Annotated in this window: 20 protein-coding genes and 1 pseudogene; 14 read left to right on the top strand and 7 right to left on the bottom strand. The window is 60.1% G+C overall.

Going from position 1 to position 16,626, the window contains the following annotated elements; genetic code table 11:
• Window positions 1-4: 4 nt before the first annotated feature.
• The 5 genes and pseudogenes from MWH26_RS20015 (at window position 5) to MWH26_RS20000 (ending at window position 3,938) form a co-directional block, all read left to right on the top strand.
• Complete coding sequence (locus tag MWH26_RS20015) at window positions 5-1,354, top strand: hypothetical protein (RefSeq protein ID WP_247977186.1); 1,350 nt, start codon at window positions 5-7, stop codon at window positions 1,352-1,354.
• Between the two features lie 285 nt (window positions 1,355-1,639).
• Window positions 1,640-2,254 (top strand): annotated as a pseudogene (locus MWH26_RS20010) (recombinase family protein).
• Window positions 2,255-2,432: 178 nt separating this feature from the next.
• Entirely contained in the window at window positions 2,433-2,627 is a 195-nt protein-coding gene (locus tag MWH26_RS20290) for a transposase-like zinc-binding domain-containing protein (protein WP_445991648.1), read from the top strand.
• Between the two features lie 139 nt (window positions 2,628-2,766).
• Window positions 2,767-3,114, top strand: coding sequence for an IS1 family transposase (locus tag MWH26_RS20005; protein ID WP_140467143.1), 348 nt, complete (start codon window positions 2,767-2,769; stop codon window positions 3,112-3,114).
• Window positions 3,115-3,197: 83 nt separating this feature from the next.
• Complete coding sequence (locus tag MWH26_RS20000) at window positions 3,198-3,938, top strand: SDR family oxidoreductase (RefSeq protein WP_089334418.1); 741 nt, start codon at window positions 3,198-3,200, stop codon at window positions 3,936-3,938.
• A gap of 142 nt (window positions 3,939-4,080) precedes the next feature.
• Here MWH26_RS20000 and MWH26_RS20180 read toward each other — a convergent pair whose 3' ends face one another.
• Window positions 4,081-4,209, bottom strand: a complete 129-nt coding sequence (locus tag MWH26_RS20180) for a hypothetical protein (protein WP_262490745.1) — start codon at window positions 4,207-4,209, stop codon at window positions 4,081-4,083.
• Window positions 4,210-4,795: 586 nt separating this feature from the next.
• Here MWH26_RS20180 and MWH26_RS19995 point away from each other — a divergent pair.
• The 9 genes from MWH26_RS19995 (at window position 4,796) to MWH26_RS20220 (ending at window position 12,283) form a co-directional block, all read left to right on the top strand.
• Window positions 4,796-5,776, top strand: a complete 981-nt coding sequence (locus tag MWH26_RS19995; protein ID WP_247977185.1) for an aldo/keto reductase — start codon at window positions 4,796-4,798, stop codon at window positions 5,774-5,776.
• Between the two features lie 116 nt (window positions 5,777-5,892).
• Complete coding sequence (locus MWH26_RS19990; protein WP_247977184.1) at window positions 5,893-6,666, top strand: SDR family NAD(P)-dependent oxidoreductase; 774 nt, start codon at window positions 5,893-5,895, stop codon at window positions 6,664-6,666.
• A gap of 54 nt (window positions 6,667-6,720) precedes the next feature.
• Window positions 6,721-7,611, top strand: coding sequence for a helix-turn-helix domain-containing protein (locus MWH26_RS19985; RefSeq protein ID WP_247977183.1), 891 nt, complete (start codon window positions 6,721-6,723; stop codon window positions 7,609-7,611).
• A 111-nt stretch (window positions 7,612-7,722) separates the two neighbouring features.
• Window positions 7,723-8,619 (top strand): AraC family transcriptional regulator, encoded by an 897-nt coding sequence (locus MWH26_RS19980; RefSeq protein ID WP_247977182.1) that lies wholly within the window; start codon window positions 7,723-7,725, stop codon window positions 8,617-8,619.
• A gap of 2 nt (window positions 8,620-8,621) precedes the next feature.
• Complete coding sequence (locus MWH26_RS19975; protein WP_247977181.1) at window positions 8,622-9,422, top strand: carboxymuconolactone decarboxylase family protein; 801 nt, start codon at window positions 8,622-8,624, stop codon at window positions 9,420-9,422.
• Window positions 9,423-9,460: 38 nt separating this feature from the next.
• On the top strand, window positions 9,461-10,309 hold the full coding sequence (locus tag MWH26_RS19970; RefSeq protein WP_247977180.1) for an aldo/keto reductase: 849 nt from the start codon (window positions 9,461-9,463) through the stop codon (window positions 10,307-10,309).
• Window positions 10,310-10,326: 17 nt separating this feature from the next.
• The gene (locus MWH26_RS19965; protein WP_247977179.1) at window positions 10,327-11,103 is read left to right on the top strand and encodes an SDR family NAD(P)-dependent oxidoreductase; all 777 of its coding nucleotides are present in this window, start codon (window positions 10,327-10,329) and stop codon (window positions 11,101-11,103) included.
• 251 nt (window positions 11,104-11,354) lie between these two features.
• The gene (locus tag MWH26_RS19960) at window positions 11,355-12,017 is read left to right on the top strand and encodes a carboxymuconolactone decarboxylase family protein (protein WP_247977178.1); all 663 of its coding nucleotides are present in this window, start codon (window positions 11,355-11,357) and stop codon (window positions 12,015-12,017) included.
• Window positions 12,018-12,076: 59 nt separating this feature from the next.
• Window positions 12,077-12,283 (top strand): FAD-dependent oxidoreductase, encoded by a 207-nt coding sequence (locus tag MWH26_RS20220; RefSeq protein WP_311136896.1) that lies wholly within the window; start codon window positions 12,077-12,079, stop codon window positions 12,281-12,283.
• Here MWH26_RS20220 and MWH26_RS19950 read toward each other — a convergent pair.
• The 6 genes from MWH26_RS19950 to MWH26_RS19925 all read right to left on the bottom strand — a co-directional run bounded on the left by MWH26_RS19950 (window position 12,216) and on the right by MWH26_RS19925 (window position 16,562).
• The gene (locus MWH26_RS19950) at window positions 12,216-12,656 is read right to left on the bottom strand and encodes a DUF4158 domain-containing protein (RefSeq protein WP_247977177.1); all 441 of its coding nucleotides are present in this window, start codon (window positions 12,654-12,656) and stop codon (window positions 12,216-12,218) included. The two genes, MWH26_RS20220 and MWH26_RS19950, sit on opposite strands and share 68 nt — an antisense overlap.
• A gap of 171 nt (window positions 12,657-12,827) precedes the next feature.
• Window positions 12,828-13,850, bottom strand: a complete 1,023-nt coding sequence (locus MWH26_RS19945; RefSeq protein ID WP_089334396.1) for an aldo/keto reductase — start codon at window positions 13,848-13,850, stop codon at window positions 12,828-12,830.
• Between the two features lie 97 nt (window positions 13,851-13,947).
• The gene (locus MWH26_RS19940; RefSeq protein ID WP_247977176.1) at window positions 13,948-14,880 is read right to left on the bottom strand and encodes a helix-turn-helix domain-containing protein; all 933 of its coding nucleotides are present in this window, start codon (window positions 14,878-14,880) and stop codon (window positions 13,948-13,950) included.
• A gap of 13 nt (window positions 14,881-14,893) precedes the next feature.
• Entirely contained in the window at window positions 14,894-15,496 is a 603-nt protein-coding gene (locus MWH26_RS19935) for a recombinase family protein (RefSeq protein ID WP_311136895.1), read from the bottom strand.
• Window positions 15,497-15,645: 149 nt separating this feature from the next.
• Window positions 15,646-15,963, bottom strand: coding sequence for a carboxymuconolactone decarboxylase family protein (locus tag MWH26_RS19930; protein ID WP_247977175.1), 318 nt, complete (start codon window positions 15,961-15,963; stop codon window positions 15,646-15,648).
• A 98-nt stretch (window positions 15,964-16,061) separates the two neighbouring features.
• The gene (locus tag MWH26_RS19925) at window positions 16,062-16,562 is read right to left on the bottom strand and encodes a cupin domain-containing protein (RefSeq protein ID WP_247977174.1); all 501 of its coding nucleotides are present in this window, start codon (window positions 16,560-16,562) and stop codon (window positions 16,062-16,064) included.
• Between the last annotated feature and the right edge of the window lie 64 nt (window positions 16,563-16,626).

The raw sequence follows: 16,626 nt of genomic DNA, 5'->3' as shown, positions 1-16,626 counted from the left end.
TCAAATGCCTGACTCCTTATTCAATGCTTTGGCCACGTGTCCCCTAACTGGTCTCCCCATCAAAGGCAGTGCTGTTTTCTCACCGTACAGAGGTAACAATAAGCTGGTGCTGTATGAATTTGCACCCATCGGTAAGGCCATCTTCGATTTTAATTTTTTGATAGGGCTGTACCATAGTACGGTAGCCGGCAACCATGCCCCCAGCAGCAAGCTGGCTGGGCTTTGCCGGGAGGCTTCGGAGAAAGGACAAGAGCCATTTCACATCACCAGCCAGGCCTTCCACGACGCCCAGGGCACTTCGGAGTCACTGCAGGAAAAGCGGGACCACTTGTTACAGGTGCTGTATGATGTGGATGTGCCGGCGTACAAAACACGCGACATCAATATCCACAATGACTTTCCCTTAGCAGCTGCCAAAGATGAGGTGGAGTTTCATCTTATTCTGGAGGAATGCGTACGGCGCGGCCTCCTGGAATATGACAAGCCAAACGACACGCTCAACGAGTGGCCCTATGGTCGGCGTACTCACTATTTCGATGTACATCTAACCGAGGCCGGAGAGAAAGCGGCAGCTAACAGGATACGTCCACATCAGTTAACTACTTCCGTAATGACACACGAAGATATTGTCCGTCGGCAGGCACAGGTTGCTTTTGACAAAGCGACTGCACAACGGTACCCATTCAACACCCCGAACGGCCTAAGTGAAACGCGCCGTATCCTGATTGCTGGCACCCACCAATTCCATGAGAAGAGTGAGAAAAAACTGTATCTCCAAGAAGTCGTTCAGCTACTGAATACAGAACTGGCAGCCCACAAGCTCAAATGCACTTTTCAGGGAAAAATTGAAGCGTGCCCGATTGATCTAGGCATGCATGAGACGATTTACTTCATCCAGCAGGAAGAAAAAAGGCTGGATAAGGTGGAAGCGGCGTTTCCCTTTCAAACGAGCCAGATTTTCAATTTTGGCGACAACAGCACCAACGCAGTTTCTACGGGTGCTAATTCTGTGCAAACGACGAATACCGGGCAGGGGGCTCAGGTGAATGTAGCCAGTGGCGACTCAGTGAAGCAGGTCATTTCAGGTACGCAGCTTCAGCAGCTGAAAGAGCTGGTTAAGCAGCTCCGTGAGATACTGGCCACTGAAACTTTTGCGACGCAACGAGAAGATATTGACGATCAACTGCAGGTAGTCGATGCGCAGCTACAACGCAGTGAACCCAAGAAAGGGATTTTACTGCGCTCCCTTGACGCGTTACAGGAGTTGACTAAGGAAAGTGTCGGCAGCATAGGTGGGCACGCGGCCTTTGAAATTTTCAAGCAGCTAGCTGAGCAGCTCAGTTCAGCAGGCTGAATGAGCTACTCTTGAACCGAAAAGCCCGAGGACATCAATGCCTCGGGCTTTTTTGTGCCAGTGGCGCTACTTTGGCACCCGCTGGCTATTCGTAGTCGTCGATTTCAATTTCCTCATCCGGCTCCCGGTTAGGGTACATAGGGGTTCTTTTGCCAAAAGGGCGGATTTACACGCTAAGCCCGGTTATCAAAGAGGGTTATAGTACTGCCTGAGAAAGACTGATTCTACGCTGTAGAGCGGGTGCGTGCTGCCTATCAACAAGGAACTCCTTTTTGATAACCTCCGATGCCCGCCAACCCGACCGACCAGCCCACCCGCGTGGCGCTCTATGCCCGCGTCTCCACCCTCGACAAAGGGCAGGCCCCGGAGACGCAGCTGCGCCCCCTGCGCGAGTACGCCCAGCGCCGCGGCTTTGCCGTTGTCGATGAATACGTGGACTAGGCCTCGGGTACCAGCGAGGAATGAACTCAGTACAAACGGATGATGGCGGCGGCCAAGAACCGGTAGCTCGACGCGGTGCTGGTCCGGCGCTACGACCGCTTTGCCCGCTCGACCCAGGCGCTGGTCAACGCGCCGAAGGAATTCCAGAGCCTAGGGGTGGACTTCGTCTCCTACCAGGAAAATATCGACACCACCACGCCCACGGGCGAGTTGGTGTTCCACGTCATGGCTTCGCTGGCCCTGTTTGAGAGCACGCTCATCAGCCAGCGCGTGCGCGCCGGCATGGCCCGGGCCAAAGCCCAGGGCAAGCATGTGGCCCGGCCGCCACTGGCCCAGTCTAAGCAGGAGGCCATTGCGCAGCTTCTGCGCAATGGCTTATCTATGAATCAAGTCATCAAGCAGTTAGACCTGGCCTATGGCACCGTCTACAATTACGCCCAGAAGCTAAAAAGTGCTTAGCGTGTAAATCCGCCCTTTGGGAAGAAGAACCCCTTTTAGCCATGGACTCGGAGGTTTTACCCTATTTGTTTAACAACACCCTACCTAGCTGACTGGAGTGTAACCAGTCACCTCCCCCCCGACAAGGAAGAATTTCTGGGCGGTGGTCTATTAAGAGGTGAAAAGCGTAGGAGGGATTATGGTTTACACGCAACATCTATGTGCCCAATGTGGCAGCGAACCTATTCGGCGCAATGGTCCGAGCCAAGGGCATGCCGAATATCAGTGTAAAGCCTGTGGCTACCAAGCGCGTTTTACGCCCGCTGCTGTCGCCAAAGCCGCCCAATATGCCCAGGTGGAAAAACTGTTAAGTAGAACGCAACTCCCAACGTAGCATTGTGCACGCCACGGGCGTGGCGCGCGTGACGGTGGCTAAGCTGCTAAAAAAAGCGCGGGCAGCTTCGCCCCCGCTGCCCCGACTGCGGCGGAAGAAGTTTTAGAAAAAACGCTGTAAAGCGCATAAGGTCTGGCTCTTGCTTGCGGTCGAACGCGCCAGTCGGCGCATCGTGGCGTGGGTTTTGGGCAACCGCAGTGCTCAAACGGCGCAGCGGCTGTGGCAAGCCTTGCCGCGTCGCTACCGCCGCCACTGCTGGTATTTTACCGACCGCTGGAATGCCTATACAAACGTGCTGCCCCGCTGGCGACACCGCCCGTATCTGAAAGGCGAAGGGCAAACCAGTATTGTCGAAGCTAGTAATTGCTCCTTACGGCAGCGGTGCGGTATGCTGGTGCGCAAATCCTGCTCCTTTAGCAAAAGTTTGGCAATCCATACTGCCCGCATTAAAATCGTTATCGATAACTACACTCTCACCTTAAATTAGACCACCACCCAAGAAACAACTGCTGTAGCTACCGGTTCTCCCCTACATCGCCTTAAGTAAAGCGAGGCCAAACGAGGAACATCATGGAGAATATCGAAAATAAAGTAGTCGTCATCACGGGCGCTAGCAGCGGGCTGGGCGAAACTACGGCTCGCCATTTGGCCAGCAAAGGTGCCGCCGTAGTGCTAGGCGCGCGCCGCCTCGAAAACCTGGAAAAAATTGCTGCCGATATTCGCGCCGCAGGCGGAAAGGTAGAGATTCTGCAAACCGACGTAACCAAAGCCGAAGAAGTAAAAGCCTTGGTTGATAAGGCTGTAGAAGCGTTTGGTCGCCTCGACGTTATCATCAACAACGCCGGCCTGATGGCCATTGCGCCCATGAGTGCCACCAAGGTGGACGAGTGGAACAGCATGATTGACATCAACATCAAAGGCGTGCTCTACGGTATCGCGGCCGCCTTGCCCGTGTTCGAGCAGCAAAAGTCCGGGCACTTTATCAATATCTCGTCGGTGGCGGGCATCAAAGTGTTCAGCCCCGGCGGCACCGTGTACAGCGGCACCAAATACGCCGTGCGGGCTATATCCGACGGGCTGCGCCACGAAGTAGGCGGCAGCATTCGCGTCACCAGCATCGAGCCCGGCGCGGTAGAGTCGGAGCTACAGCACGGCAGCTCGCACGAGGAAAGTGCCAAGGGCGTGGTAGAGTTCTACAAACAGGCTATTCCAGCGTCGTCAGTGGCCCGGGCCATTGCGTTCGCCATCGAGCAGCCCGCCGAGGTAGATATCAACGAAATTGTGCTACGCCCCACGGTGCAGGAGTTTTAAGCACGTCGTCCATATCTGGTAGCTCAAAGCGCCTGTCAGGTTGAGCTGGCGCAGCATCTTCCGTTAGAAATATGATTTCTCACGCGAAAAAATGCTGCGCCAGCTCAGCCTGACAGGCGCTTTAATATAGTAGGTAGGCTGGCTATTTTAGCAGCTCGTGCAGCGCGGTCTGCATCGAGAACGTCCGGTTGCCCGCTTCCTGAATGATAAGTGAGCCCGGCGCATCGAGCACCGCGTCCGAAACTTGGCCTTGGGTAAAAGGTTGGCACAAAAGCTAAACGGGCTGGCCAGTTCGTGCTGAGCATCACCGGCGTGACAAGGCCCGGTCAATACATGTCAGTCATGAGGAGCATTCTCGAGCGCATTCCAGTTCGCGGGTGGCGACGCAGTCTGTTGCGTATCGCTTCGGCAACTGACCTGCTCCCATCAAACTAGACCAAACTAAAGTAGAGAAATCAGGTGGCATGGTAAGATGCAGCTTTCTTAGAATGCCACCTAAGCCCTATTTTCATCAATACTTCATGTTTAACCAACTGGAATCAGCTGGTATATAAAAAACACAGTACAAAAGCGGCTGTGACCAAGTTGCCCGATACCAGTACTCTGAACTGTCTAGCGTGACTAGACCACTCCAAGTCAATTTCAATGATACTTTTCAAAAGAGAGGCTAGGAGTAGCCTCTCTTTTGCATCTGGTTTGATATTCTTACTTTTTGGTTTGAATCGCGTTTTCCGCCGCGTTGGGGGTAGGGGACCTTTGTATAGTCAATTGCAGCAAGTACTACGGGGGCTTTGAAAGGCCCTAAGCAAGTGCTGCCACGCAAGGACTATTCCTTATACCCTCAACTAGAAAACAAGATGAAAAAGCGCAAAATTGGCTCCAGCGGAATGGAAGTATCAGCCCTCGGTCTGGGTTGCATGGGCATGACCTTCGGCTACGGTCCAGCCGCCGATATCACCGAAGCCACTAAGCTACTGCGGGCAGCGGTGGACCTGGGCGTAACCCTCTTCGACAGCGCCGAGGCGTATGGCGAAGCCAACGAAGTGCTGGTGGGAAATGCCCTGGCAGACGTACGGCAGCAGGTGGTCATCGCTACCAAGTTCGGTTTCAAAAACGGCGACGCGAAGGCCGGTCTCGATAGTACCCCAGCCCGTATTCGCCTAGTGGCCGAGCAGTCGCTCAAGCGCCTGAAAACCGACTACATCGACATCTTCTACCAGCACCGGGTAGACCCCAACGTGCCGATTGAGGACGTAGCCGGTACCGTAAAAGACCTGATTGCCGAGGGCAAAGTAAGGTACTTCGGCCTCTCCGAAGCCGGTGTGGACATCATCCGCAAGGCGCACGCCGTGCAGCCGGTATCGGCCCTACAGAGCGAGTACTCGATGTGGACCCGCGAGCCCGAGGAGCAGATTATCCCGACCCTCGAAGAGTTGGGCATTGGCTTCGTGCCGTTCAGCCCCCTGGGCAAAGGCTTCCTGACCGGCGCCATTAACGCGGACTCCACCTTCAAGGAAGGCGACATTCGCAACACCCTGCCCCGCTTCCAGGAAGAAGCCCGCAAGGCCAATCTGGCCCTGACGGACCTGGTCAAAGGCATTGCCGACAGCAAGCAGGCCACGCCGGCGCAGATTGCCCTGGCCTGGCTGCTGGCCCAAAAGCCCTGGATTGCGCCCATCCCCGGCACCACCAAGCTGCACCGCCTGCAAGAGAACGTGGGCGCCGCTAACGTGGAGCTGACCGCGGATGACCTGCGCCGCATTGAAGAAGTGCTCCAGCAGGTAAAAATCCAGGGGGCGCGCTACAATGCCCAGCAACAAGCCACGGTGAATCGCTAAGGTAGCGAGACCCCGAGCGGGCTTGCGCCCCTCATTCCTCCTTCATTTGACTTTGCTCCCGGGCCGCCGGGCAGGCGCCCCGTTGCCTGGGAGTTAGGTTTTTTTCCTATAATAACATGGAAACACAAGTTTTAAAAGGGCGCGTTGCCCTGGTAACCGGTGGCACCACCGGCATTGGTTTTGGTTCTGCGAAGCGTCTCATTGAAGCCGGCGCTATCGTCTACATCACGGGCCGCCGGCAGCAGGTGCTCGATGAGGCTGTTGCCAAATTAGGGCCTTCCGCCCACGGTATTCAGGCCGACGCGGCCAGCAAAAGCGATGCTCAGCGCGTAGCCGACACCATCAAGGCCGCGCACGGCCAGCTCGACATTCTGTTTGCTAACGCCGGCGGCGGCCACGCCACCCCGCTCGCCGACCTAACCGAAGAGCAGATTGACAGCGAGTTGAGCATCAACGTCAAGGGCGTCGTGCTCACCGTGCAGAGCCTGCTGGGCGTCTTGAAAGACGGCGCTTCCGTCATCCTCAACGCCTCCATCACGGCCGACATGGGCTTGCCCGGCTTCGCGGTGTATGCCGCCACCAAAGCGGCCGTGCGCTCCTTGGCCCGCAGCTGGACCACGGACCTGAAGGACCGCAAGATCCGGGTCAATACCATCAGCCCCGGCGTGGTGCCCACGGAGGGCTACAGCCACGAGCAGAAGATGACCCAGCAGCAGGTGGACGACTACGTGGCGCGGGTCGCGTCCGAAATTCCGGTAGGACGCGTGGGCACGGTGGAAGACATTGGCGACGCGCTTGTGTTTTTGGCCTCGGATGCGAGCAGCTTCATCACCGGCATTGACCTCATCGTCGACGGGGGCCAGACCCGCGTATACGCCGGTAAAAACTAAGTAATGCCACGCCGCTGTCCGGCACTTTTTTCTTGAATTCCGTAAGTTCCTAGCATGAGTACTGGCAGCGGCGTTTCCCCGGTGGAGTTGAATACAAGCGACTTAAAGCTGCGCGGCTTTAAGCTGTACGAAGTACGTCAGCCCCAACAGACGCCCCTGCTCTACAGCCGGCGGGACTACTACAAGGTGAGCATCATGACCACGCAGTGCGTGATTCATTACGCCAACAAGAGCATCGAGCTGGACGGTACCTACCTGTTCTTCTCCAACCCGCACATTCCGTATTCGATGGAATTGCGCACGGACCAGCACCAGGGGTACGCCTGCCTGTTCAGCGAGGAGTTCGTGAAAGGCAGCGGCGAGCGGTCGGAGAGCCTGCAGCAGTCGCCCTTGTTTCAGCTGGGAGGCACCCCGGTGTTCCAGCTCGATGAAACGCAGGCGGCCTACCTGACCAGCATTTTCCAGAAGATGCAGGCCGAGGAGAACACGGATTACCCCTTTAAAGGGGAGCTGATTCGCACCTACCTGCAGCTGCTGATTCACGAGACGCTGCACCTGCAGCCCTACGAGCATTCCTTTCAGCCCAAAAATGGAGCGGCCCGCATCGCCTCGCTCTTTCTGGAGCTGCTGGAGCGCCTGTTTCCATTGGAAAGCCCCCAGCAGAGGCTGGCGCTCAAAACGCCCCAGGAATTTGCCGACCGGCTGGCCGTGCACGTCAACAGCCTGAACCGGGCGGTGAAGGAAATCACCGGCAAGCCCACGAGTGCGCACATCACCGGCCGCATTCTGGACGAGGCCAAGGCTCTGCTGCAACACACCGACTGGAGCGTGGCCGACATTGCCTACAGCCTGGGCTTTGAGTACCCCACGTACTTCAACAACTTCTTCAAGAAGCACACCGGCAGCACCCCCCTGGCCTGCCGCAAAGCAGTTTCCGCCGCGTAGCGCTACCGCTGCCAGCGTCCCCAACACTGACTGTTCGTACTCCCACCCTGCCCGGACACCACCGGGTATGCGGCGGCGTGCGCGGGCGGAGTTGGTTTACCCCCTTATCTCATGAACAAGGAAGTGCTGGCTGCCGCCGACCACCAGGCCGGTGCGCGGCAGCTGAAAGGCTTCAAGGCCTACGAAATAGACCTGGTGCAGCATTCGGTACCGTCCTTCAACCGGCGGGATTTCTACAAAGTATGCCTGCTGCGGGGCGAAAGCACCATTCACTACGCCGACAAAAGCATTGCGCTGAGCGGTACGTGCCTGTTCTTCGCCAGCCCGCTCATTCCGTGTTCCATGGAACTGCGCTCGGCCGAGCAGCACGGCTACGCCTGCCTGTTCAGCGAGGAGTTTATGGGCAACCACGACGCGGCGACCAGCTGGCAGCAGTCGCCGGTATTTGCCAGCGGGGGCACGCCGGTGTTTCAGCTGAATGAGGCGCAGGCGGCCTACGTGGAAGACCTGTTCCAGAAGATACTGGCGCAGCAGCAGGCCACGTACTTGTTTCGGGACGAGCTGATTCGCAGCTACCTCCACTTGTTACTGCACGAGGTGCGGCGACTGCAGCCATCCACCCACTTTGACCGGCCCAAAAACGCGGCGGCCCGCATTACGGCCCTCTTTTTGGAGCTGCTGGAACGGCAGTTTCCCATTGAAAGCCCCGAGCAGGGGCTGTGCCTGAAAACAGCCGCGGCCTTTGCCGACCGGCTCGCCATTGCCGTCCGCCAGCTAAACCGGGCGGTGCAGGCCACCACCGGCCTATCCCCGGCGGCGCACATTGCCCACCGCGTCGGCCACGAAGCACAGGCATTGCTCGAATACACCGATTGGAGCGTGGCCGCCATTGCCGCCAGCCTGGGCTTTGCGCAGCCGGACACCTTCCGCCACTTCTTTAAACAGCAGACTGGCCGCACGCCTCTGGCCTTTCGCCAGGACGCGGAGCGGTCAACTCCTGCCCTCTGACCATGACCTCCTTAACCGACCCGGGCACCCAGCCGCCCAACGAGTATTTGCAGCTGAGCGAAGCCGCCGTTCGCACCTACGAGCAGCTCTGGCCAGGCCAACAGCCCGCGGCCCAGGCCACGGACCCCGACCTGGTAGCGGTGTTTCACAACTTTGCGTTTGGCGACGTGGTCCAGCACGACGAGCTGGACGTAAAAAAGCGGCTACTAGCCCTGCTGGCAGCGACTGTTGGCGGGCAGGCCCTCTCCCAATACCGCCAGCTGCTAGACGCGGCGCTGACGGCAGGCGTCACGCCGGTTGAAATCAAGGAAGTGCTCTACCAGGTGGTGCCCTACGTGGGTATGGCCCGGGTGGGGGACTTCCTACAAACCACCAATCAGCGGTTTATTGAGAAAGGAATTGAACTGCCGCTGGAAAGCCAGTCGACGACCACGCCCGAAACCCGGTTTGCTGAGGGCTATGCCGTGCAGCGCATCGTGGTGGGACCCAAGCTGGACGACCTGCACAAAAACGCGCCCCAGGACCTGCTGCACTTTCAGCACTTTCTGTCGGCTAACTGCTTCGGCGACTACTTCACCCGCACGGGGCTGGACCACCCAACCCGCGAAATCGTCATCCTGTCGGCCCTGATTGCGCTGGGCGGTACCGAACCCCAGATGAAGGGCCACATCCAAGGGAATGCCAACGTGGGCAATGACCGCCAGACCCTTATCAACGTCCTCACGCAGCTGCTGCCCTACGTAGGCTACCCGCGCACGCTCAACGCCGTGGCCTGTCTGAACGAGATTTTACCGCCCGCCTAGTAGGCGACTCCTTACACCCCCTACTTACACTTACCTTCATGCAAACCATCAAATTGAACAACGGGGTAGAAATGCCCATCTTCGGCCTCGGCGTCTTTCAGGTACCTGATGCCGCCGAATGCGAAACGGCCGTCTTCGAAGCCATCCAGGCCGGCTACCGCCTGATTGATACGGCCGCCGCCTACCAGAATGAGGAGGCCGTCGGTAAGGGCATCCAGCGCAGCGGCGTGCCCCGTGAGGAGTTGTTTATCACGACCAAGCTCTGGATTCAGGACGCCGGCTACGAGTCTACGAAAGTGGCGTTCGAGAAGTCGTTGCAGCGCCTCGGCCTCGATTACCTGGACTTGTACCTGATTCACCAGCCCTACGGCGACCTGTACGGCTCGTGGCGGGCCATGGAAGAGCTGTACAAAGCCGGCCGCATCCGGGCCATCGGTGTCAGCAACTTTTACCCTGATCGCCTGATGGACTTCATCTTGCACCACGAGGTCGTGCCGGCCGTCAATCAGATTGAGACGCACCCCTACTGGCAGCAGGAGGAAGCGCAGCAGTTTTTGCGGGAGCACGGCATCGTGCTGGAATCGTGGAGCCCGTTTGCCCAGGACCCCACCATTTTCGACAACGAGCTGCTCCAGTCCATCGCGGCCAAATACCAGCGCTCGGTGGCCCAGATTATCCTGCGCTGGCTTACGCAGCGCGGCATCGTGGTCATTCCTAAGTCGGTGAAGAAGGAGCGCATCATCGAGAACAGTCAGATTTTCGACTTCGAGCTGGCGGCCGAAGACCTAGCCGCCATTAAAACGCTGGACACGAAGAAGACCACCATCTTCGACCACCACAACCCGGCCCTCGTAAAGATGATCAGCCAGGCGCATTTCAACATCTAGCCTACCACCCTCTCACTATGGCGCGTATTTTCATCACCGGCTCGGCTGATGGGCTGGGCCAGCTAGCTGCCCGCCAGCTAGTCGCGCAGGGCCACCAGGTCGTGCTGCACGGCCGCAACGCCGAACGAGCCCACCAAGCCCGCGCAGCCGTGCCGCAGGCCGAAGCGGCCGTAGTGGGCGACCTTTCTACCCTGGCCGGCATGCAGCAGGTGGCCCAGCAGGTCAATCAGCTCGGTCACTTCGACGCCATCATTCACAACGCGGGCCTCTACCAGGTGCCCCAGCTCGTGCCCACGGCCGATGGGTGGCCGCCCCTGCTGGCCGTCAATACGCTGGCCCCCTACGTGCTGACCTGTCTCATTGAGCGCCCCGCCCGGCTGGTGTACCTGAGCTCGGGCATGCACCGCCAGGGCGACGCCAGCCTGCACGACCTGACCTGGCAGCAGCGGCCCTGGAACACGACCCAGGCCTACTGCGACTCCAAATTGCACGACTTGCTGCTTTCCAATGCCGTGGCGCGGCACTGGCCCGCCGTGCTTTCCAACGCCGTCGACCCCGGCTGGGTACCCACGAAAATGGGCGGGGCGGGTGCTCCCGACAACCTGACCAAAGGGGCCGAAACCCAGGCCTGGCTGGCGGCTGGCGAGGACCCGGCGGCCCGCATCACCGGGCAGTACCTGCACCACCAGCGGCCCAGCAGCACCCATGCCCAAGCCAGTGACGTGGCCGTACAGGAGCAGCTGTTAGCGGAATGCGGCCGGCTTACCGGGGTAGTCTTTCCCGCGAAGGCTTAGGCAACCGGGGTAGTTACCTGCCAAGACAAAGGCGTGGTCGGTTGACCACGCCTTTTTTGCGCGTTGGGCGATGCCATTAGTCTGCACAAAGCAGAAAAGTTGCGGCGTGCTTTCGGTTTGCATTTCATAGTTTTTGGTTTGAATGTCTTTAACGGCCAGGGGGAATCTGACCGGAACTTTGCTAGTGTAAATGAAGCCCTTGGCAAGACGCTTGGGCAGCTCGTTTATCCACCTACTACCCCCCTGTTAACATGGAACATAACGCGGAGCACCTGACGCCCAAGCAGCGCCATCTCGTCACGATATCGGCCCTTACGGCGACCAGCAACGTGGCCAAATTAAAAGGTGCCTTAGCCGACGGGCTGGCGGCCGGCCTGACCATCAATGAAATCAACGAAGAGCTGGCGCACCTGTACGCCTACTGCGGCTTTGCGGCCAGCGTGCGGGGCACAAACCTCTTCCGGGACGTGGTGCAGGAACGCCGCGCCCGGGGAATTCAGGACACCCAGGGCCGGGCAGCCACCCCCATAACCGATACGGCGAGCAAGTACGCGCGGGGCGAGCAAAACCAGGTAGTGGTGACCGGCATGAGTCCGGAGCAGCTCACCGCCGCCTTTTCCTTCAATCCCGTACTGGACGGCTTTCTGAAAGAGCACCTGTTTGCCGACCTCTTCGGCAGTGACGTGCTCAGCTTCCAGGAACGTGAGCTGGTGACGGTAGCCGCCCTGACCAGCATGCAGGAGCCCTTGGCGCTGCCCCACTACCATGGCGCCCTCAACGTGGGCATATCCGAGGCGCAGCTGCGTGAACTGCTGGTTGTCGTCGAAGGCGCCGTGGGCACCCAAGCTGCTACAACGGGGCAGCAGTTGCTGGAAACGGTGCTGGCTGCCCGCCAAGCCTCCCCAGCTAACTAATGGGACTTCGCCCTGGGAAATTGCCCTTGCACGTGAGGTCAACAGCTTGAAAAGCAATAATGAAGAAGACAAAACAAGTTAGCTTCCCAGCAATACCCTCCAAGGCGTTTACTCCTACAACGGGCACGGCCATTGTGGTTGGCGCGTCGCTGGCGGGCCTGATGGCCAGTCTGGCACTGGCGCGGGCCGGCTTGCGCGTTACCTTGGTAGAGCGCGGCAGCGCCATGCCCCGCAGCGGGGCCGTGCTTCAGGTAGACAGCGCGTGAGGCGGAATGCTTGCCGGCCCCCATAGGCCGCAAAGCCCAGGTACGCCACAATGCGGGCCTGGTGGTCCGAGAGCGTATTTGGGCGGGTATACCGCGCAGGCCACGCGTCAGTGCCTACCTGAAGCTGCTGCGCCAAGGTGGCCACCACGACGGCCGGCACCTGGGTAGGGATGGGCAGAAACGTGCCTAAAAACCGGAGTGTACACAACTGCACAGCACACCCGAGTTGGGTGTACGCCCGGCGGTAGTCGGCCAGAAACTGTAGGTCCTGCGGACTCAGGTAAAAGAAACGGGCCAGTTGTTCCGGGCTAAGGTCCGTCTGGTAGCGCCCATAGCGGGCCGCCTGCTCGTCGCTCAGAAATTCTACCGGCATTGTCCTGTAGTCGCGTGTCCCCGCTGGCGGCGGCCCTATTCGGGCCAGCCGCTCGCTTCCCGCTCGGTCTGGTAACCTGACCGAATCCAGGGTGAAATAAGCGGCCGGCCCTTTTCATTGTTCGCCCCAGACCGACAGGTGTCAGGAGGCAACCGGCACCGGGCCTGCCCGTTAGCTGATGGTGCGGTCGCTGGTGGTGTAGTTGAGCATCCAGCCGGGGTATTCAGCCGGCAGTTGGCTGACCTCTTCGAGATGGCGCAACTCCTCCGGCGTGAACGTCACGTCCACGGCGGCCAGGTTGGCGTCGAGCTGCTCGGGCTTGGTAGCCCCCATGATGACGCTGCTTACTACCGGCTGGTGCAGCAGCCAGGCCAAGGCGAGTTGGGCCACCGTGGCACCTTTGGTTTCGGCCAGCGGGTGTAGCACGTCGAGGACATTGAAGGCCCGGTTGCGGTCGACGAGGGGAAAGTCGAGCCGGTCGCGGCGGCCGCCTTCCTGGTTTTGGCCATCGCGGGTGTACTTGCCTGAGAGCAGGCCGCCGGCCAGCGGGCTCCATACCAGCAGGCCCACCTTTTGGTCAAGTAGCAGCGGCACCATTTCGCGCTCCAGGTCCCGGCCGGCGATGGTATAGTAGGCCTGCAGCGAGGCGAAACGCTCCAGCTGGCGGCTATCGGCCGTGGCCAGGGCCTTCATCAGCTGCCAGGCGGCCAGGTTGCTGGCCCCAATGTAGCGCACCTTGCCCTGGCGCACGAGGTCATCGAGCGCCCGCAAGGTTTCGTCCAGCGGCGTGAGCGGGTCGTAGGCGTGCAGCTGGTAGAGGTCGAGGTAGTCGGTATGCAGGCGCTTGAGGCTGGCTTCGGCCTGCTGCATGATGTGCTTGCGCGTAAGTCCTACCTCGTTGGGGCCTTCGCCCATTTTGCCCCGCACTTTAGTGGCCAGCACCAACGAGTCGCGGTCCAGGCCCAGGTTGCGGATGGCCTGGCCGGTAATTTCCTCCGACAAGCCCTCGGAGTACACGTTGGCCGTGTCGATAAAGTTGACCCCAGCGGCCACGGCCCGGCGCAGCAACTCATCGGCGGCCGTCTGGTCGAGGGCCCCGGTGACGGCCGAGCGGCCTTTGCCCCCAAAGGTCATGGTGCCCAGGCACAGGGCCGACACCTTCAAGCCGGTCTGGCCCAGCAAGCGATACTGCATACGACGTAGCGCCGGGGAAATGTAGCACCCGGCCGTGCAAAGGTCCGGCGCACCCGCAGGGGCTACATAACCGATTTGCACCCAAGGGCTACGAAATTCAAACCACCAGGGCCTGGGGCTGACGGACTTGCTGCGGGGTGAGGCCGGTGTGGTGCTTGAAGAAATTGTGAAAGTGCGTGGGGTACGCAAAGCCGAGCGCTTCGGCAATATCGGTCAAGGACCACGGCGTGTGCTGCAGCAGGCGCCGCGCTTCCGCCAGCCGCCACTCGGCCAGGTGGGCGGTAGTGGTTTTGCCCGTCACGGCCCGCACGGCCCGGTTGAGGTAGTTGACGTGTACGCCCAGCAGTGGGGCAAAATCCTGGGGGGCGCGCAGCTGCAGTGGCTGGTCGGGCCGGGCTACCGGAAACTGCCGGGCCAGCAGCTCCAGAAACAGGGCGGCGAGCCGGTCGGCGGCGGTAGGGTGCACGAAGTTGGGCGCGGGCGCCCGCAGGCGCTGGAGCTGGTGCAACAGCAGGTGTAGGTAGTGGCGCACGACGGTGGCCTGGTGCGGGTAATCGGTCCCCAACTCCGTGAGCAGCTGGCTAAACAACGATTCAAATGCCGGCAGCTGCCCGGGCTCCAGTACATAGACCGGGTCGCGCCCCAGGGCCAGCAGTGGGCTTAGGGCCTGGTCGGCCGTCGCCCCGCCGTGCAGAAACTCAGGCGTGAACAGGCAAAACAACCCGCTTTGCTCGTCCGATAGGGTTTCCCAGGCGTGCGGCACCAGCGGATGCGAGAGCACTACGGCCGGCCCGGCAATGGCCCAGCCCCGCGTAGCCTGGTGCAGCTGGCTGGTGCCCCGCGTCAGCAAGGAGAGCTTGTAGAAGTCGCGCCGCTGGTAGGGCAGGGATACCTGCCCGAAGTCAGCGCGAGAATAGGCCGCAAACTGGCCCGCCTGCAGCCCGCTCGCCGACGGCACCTTTCCTAAGTAGCGGTGCTCAAACTCGGGCAGGGAAATAGCGGCAGCCGGTGGTGGGGAGCAAGTCTTCATCACGAGGCGCGTATCAGGTCGTTTGGTGCGCCGCCTGCGTGCCCGTCGGTACGCCCAGCTGCCCCAGGTAGCGGTAAATGGTGGCCCGACCGACCCCGAGCAACTGGGCGATTTCCGCGACAGTTTTGTCCTGCTGCAGGTACAGCGTTTTGGCCGCCTGGGCTTTGGACAGGGCTTCTTTGGAGAGGCCTTTGGGCCGCCCGCCCTGCCGGCCCCGGGCCCTTGCCGCAGTCAACCCCGCTTTGGTGCGCTCGCGGATAAGGTCGCGCTCAAACTCAGCCAGCGAGGCAAACAGGTTGAACATGAGCCGGCCTTGGGCGGTGGTCGTGTCCAAATGGTCCTGCAGGCTGACGAAGTGAATCCCTGCGTCCTGAAAGCCCGTCACCAACGTGACTAGGTCTTTGAGTGAGCGGCCTAAGCGGTCGAGTTTCCAGACGACGAGCGTATCGCCGGGCCGCAGCCGCGTCAGCAGGTGCTGCAGGGCCGGGCGCTCTTTCACGGAGGACACTTTTTCCTGGGCCACCTCCACGCAGCCGTAGGCTTGCAAGGCATCAGTCTGCAGATGCAGGTGCTGGTCGGAGGTACTCACGCGGGCATAGCCGAAAATCATCGCCATTTTTCTCAAGAAGTCAACGAGGGCGAAGATAGCGAGTCGTTGATTACTGAGAACAGGAAATGAGACAATCTGTGGTAGCTTTTCAGGGCGCTAAGCAGCCGAGGCAGGTGGGCCGCTAAAACGGCCGTTTCGCGAGACAGCCTACCTGCTCAGCTTTCCCTACCGATACTTTCTGTTCCTACTCTTGTGCTACCCCTTTTGCCTTGGGCCTTGCGCTCATCGAGCACCTTCAGCAGGGTGTTGAGGCCCTGGATACTGCGCGGAAAACCACAGTAGGCGTACAGGTGTACCAGCACCTCTTTTTCTTCATTCACCGTGAGGCCCGCCTCGAGCCCCTTGGCTAGTGCATCGTGCAAGTGCGGCAGGTCGCCTTTTGCCGTGAGCGCGGAGATGGAAACGATGGCTTGCTGACGGGGCGACAGGGCCTCCGCCGGTGGGCTGGTGGAATGGGCCAGCAGGGGAAGCATAGCGAGAAGAACCAGTAGGAGCGTTGAAAACCGAGTCATGCCATTCATATTAGAATGCTGAGGGATTAGTCCCCTGTGGGCTGCAGCTGCCGCCCGGCTTACGGCTTGCCCAGATACTCCGCTTGCGTCACGGCCCGGCCCCACACCACGGGCACGGCCTCTAAATCGGGGGTGATGGCGACGTGGGTCATGGCCGTGGTGGGCGCGGCCCCGTGCCAGTGCTCGACGCCGGCGGGAGCCTTGATGACGTCGCCTTTGCGGAGCACTCGCCGCGCCTGGCCTTTCTCCTGATAATACCCCGTGCCTTCTACGATCAGCAGAATTTGCCCGGCCGGGTGCTGGTGCCAGTGTGAGCGGGCGCCGGGGGCAAACTGCACGCTGCCCGCCCCGCACGGGTACTGGTCCTCCTTGCCCACCAGCCCCTGCACCCACACTTGGCCGGTGAAGTTGGCCGCTGGCGCCGGTTGGCCCTTGGCGAAGATAGGCCCCGGTACGCTGCTAGTGGACGGCGGCGAAGACGTCTGACCGCGGCTGGGCAAAGCAGCGGCAGTAGCGAGAACTTGCAGCCCTAGGACCGTGCAAAAATGTCGTTTGCGCATGGAAAAGAGTGTAAGGTGGAAGGTGTGCTCTCAGCATGGTAAGTGCACGGCGGTGGCTGCACCT

The organism is Hymenobacter sublimis (assembly GCF_023101345.1).
In the GTDB taxonomy this organism is placed as follows: domain Bacteria; phylum Bacteroidota; class Bacteroidia; order Cytophagales; family Hymenobacteraceae; genus Hymenobacter; species Hymenobacter sublimis.
The sequence above is the reverse complement of the archived record's forward strand: the minus strand, read 5'-3'. Positions and strand labels throughout refer to the sequence as shown.

Bases quoted from the DNA above. Each gene is read 5' to 3' on its own strand.
- MWH26_RS19940 (WP_247977176.1), bottom strand. From the start codon at position 14,880: ATGAAGACTTGCTCCCCACCACCGGCTGCCGCTATTTCCCTGCCCGAG.
- MWH26_RS19945 (WP_089334396.1), bottom strand. From the start codon at position 13,850: ATGCAGTATCGCTTGCTGGGCCAGACCGGCTTGAAGGTGTCGGCCCTG.
- MWH26_RS19950 (WP_247977177.1), bottom strand. From the start codon at position 12,656: ATGCCGGTAGAATTTCTGAGCGACGAGCAGGCGGCCCGCTATGGGCGC.
- MWH26_RS19925 (WP_247977174.1), bottom strand. From the start codon at position 16,562: ATGCGCAAACGACATTTTTGCACGGTCCTAGGGCTGCAAGTTCTCGCT.
- MWH26_RS19935 (WP_311136895.1), bottom strand. From the start codon at position 15,496: ATGGCGATGATTTTCGGCTATGCCCGCGTGAGTACCTCCGACCAGCAC.
- MWH26_RS19985 (WP_247977183.1), top strand. From the start codon at position 6,721: ATGAGTACTGGCAGCGGCGTTTCCCCGGTGGAGTTGAATACAAGCGAC.
- MWH26_RS19995 (WP_247977185.1), top strand. From the start codon at position 4,796: ATGAAAAAGCGCAAAATTGGCTCCAGCGGAATGGAAGTATCAGCCCTC.
- MWH26_RS20000 (WP_089334418.1), top strand. From the start codon at position 3,198: ATGGAGAATATCGAAAATAAAGTAGTCGTCATCACGGGCGCTAGCAGC.
- MWH26_RS20290 (WP_445991648.1), top strand. From the start codon at position 2,433: ATGGTTTACACGCAACATCTATGTGCCCAATGTGGCAGCGAACCTATT.
- MWH26_RS19990 (WP_247977184.1), top strand. From the start codon at position 5,893: ATGGAAACACAAGTTTTAAAAGGGCGCGTTGCCCTGGTAACCGGTGGC.
- MWH26_RS19960 (WP_247977178.1), top strand. From the start codon at position 11,355: ATGGAACATAACGCGGAGCACCTGACGCCCAAGCAGCGCCATCTCGTC.
- MWH26_RS19980 (WP_247977182.1), top strand. From the start codon at position 7,723: ATGAACAAGGAAGTGCTGGCTGCCGCCGACCACCAGGCCGGTGCGCGG.
- MWH26_RS19975 (WP_247977181.1), top strand. From the start codon at position 8,622: ATGACCTCCTTAACCGACCCGGGCACCCAGCCGCCCAACGAGTATTTG.
- MWH26_RS19965 (WP_247977179.1), top strand. From the start codon at position 10,327: ATGGCGCGTATTTTCATCACCGGCTCGGCTGATGGGCTGGGCCAGCTA.
- MWH26_RS19930 (WP_247977175.1), bottom strand. From the start codon at position 15,963: ATGCTTCCCCTGCTGGCCCATTCCACCAGCCCACCGGCGGAGGCCCTG.
- MWH26_RS20220 (WP_311136896.1), top strand. From the start codon at position 12,077: ATGAAGAAGACAAAACAAGTTAGCTTCCCAGCAATACCCTCCAAGGCG.
- MWH26_RS20015 (WP_247977186.1), top strand. From the start codon at position 5: ATGCCTGACTCCTTATTCAATGCTTTGGCCACGTGTCCCCTAACTGGT.
- MWH26_RS19970 (WP_247977180.1), top strand. From the start codon at position 9,461: ATGCAAACCATCAAATTGAACAACGGGGTAGAAATGCCCATCTTCGGC.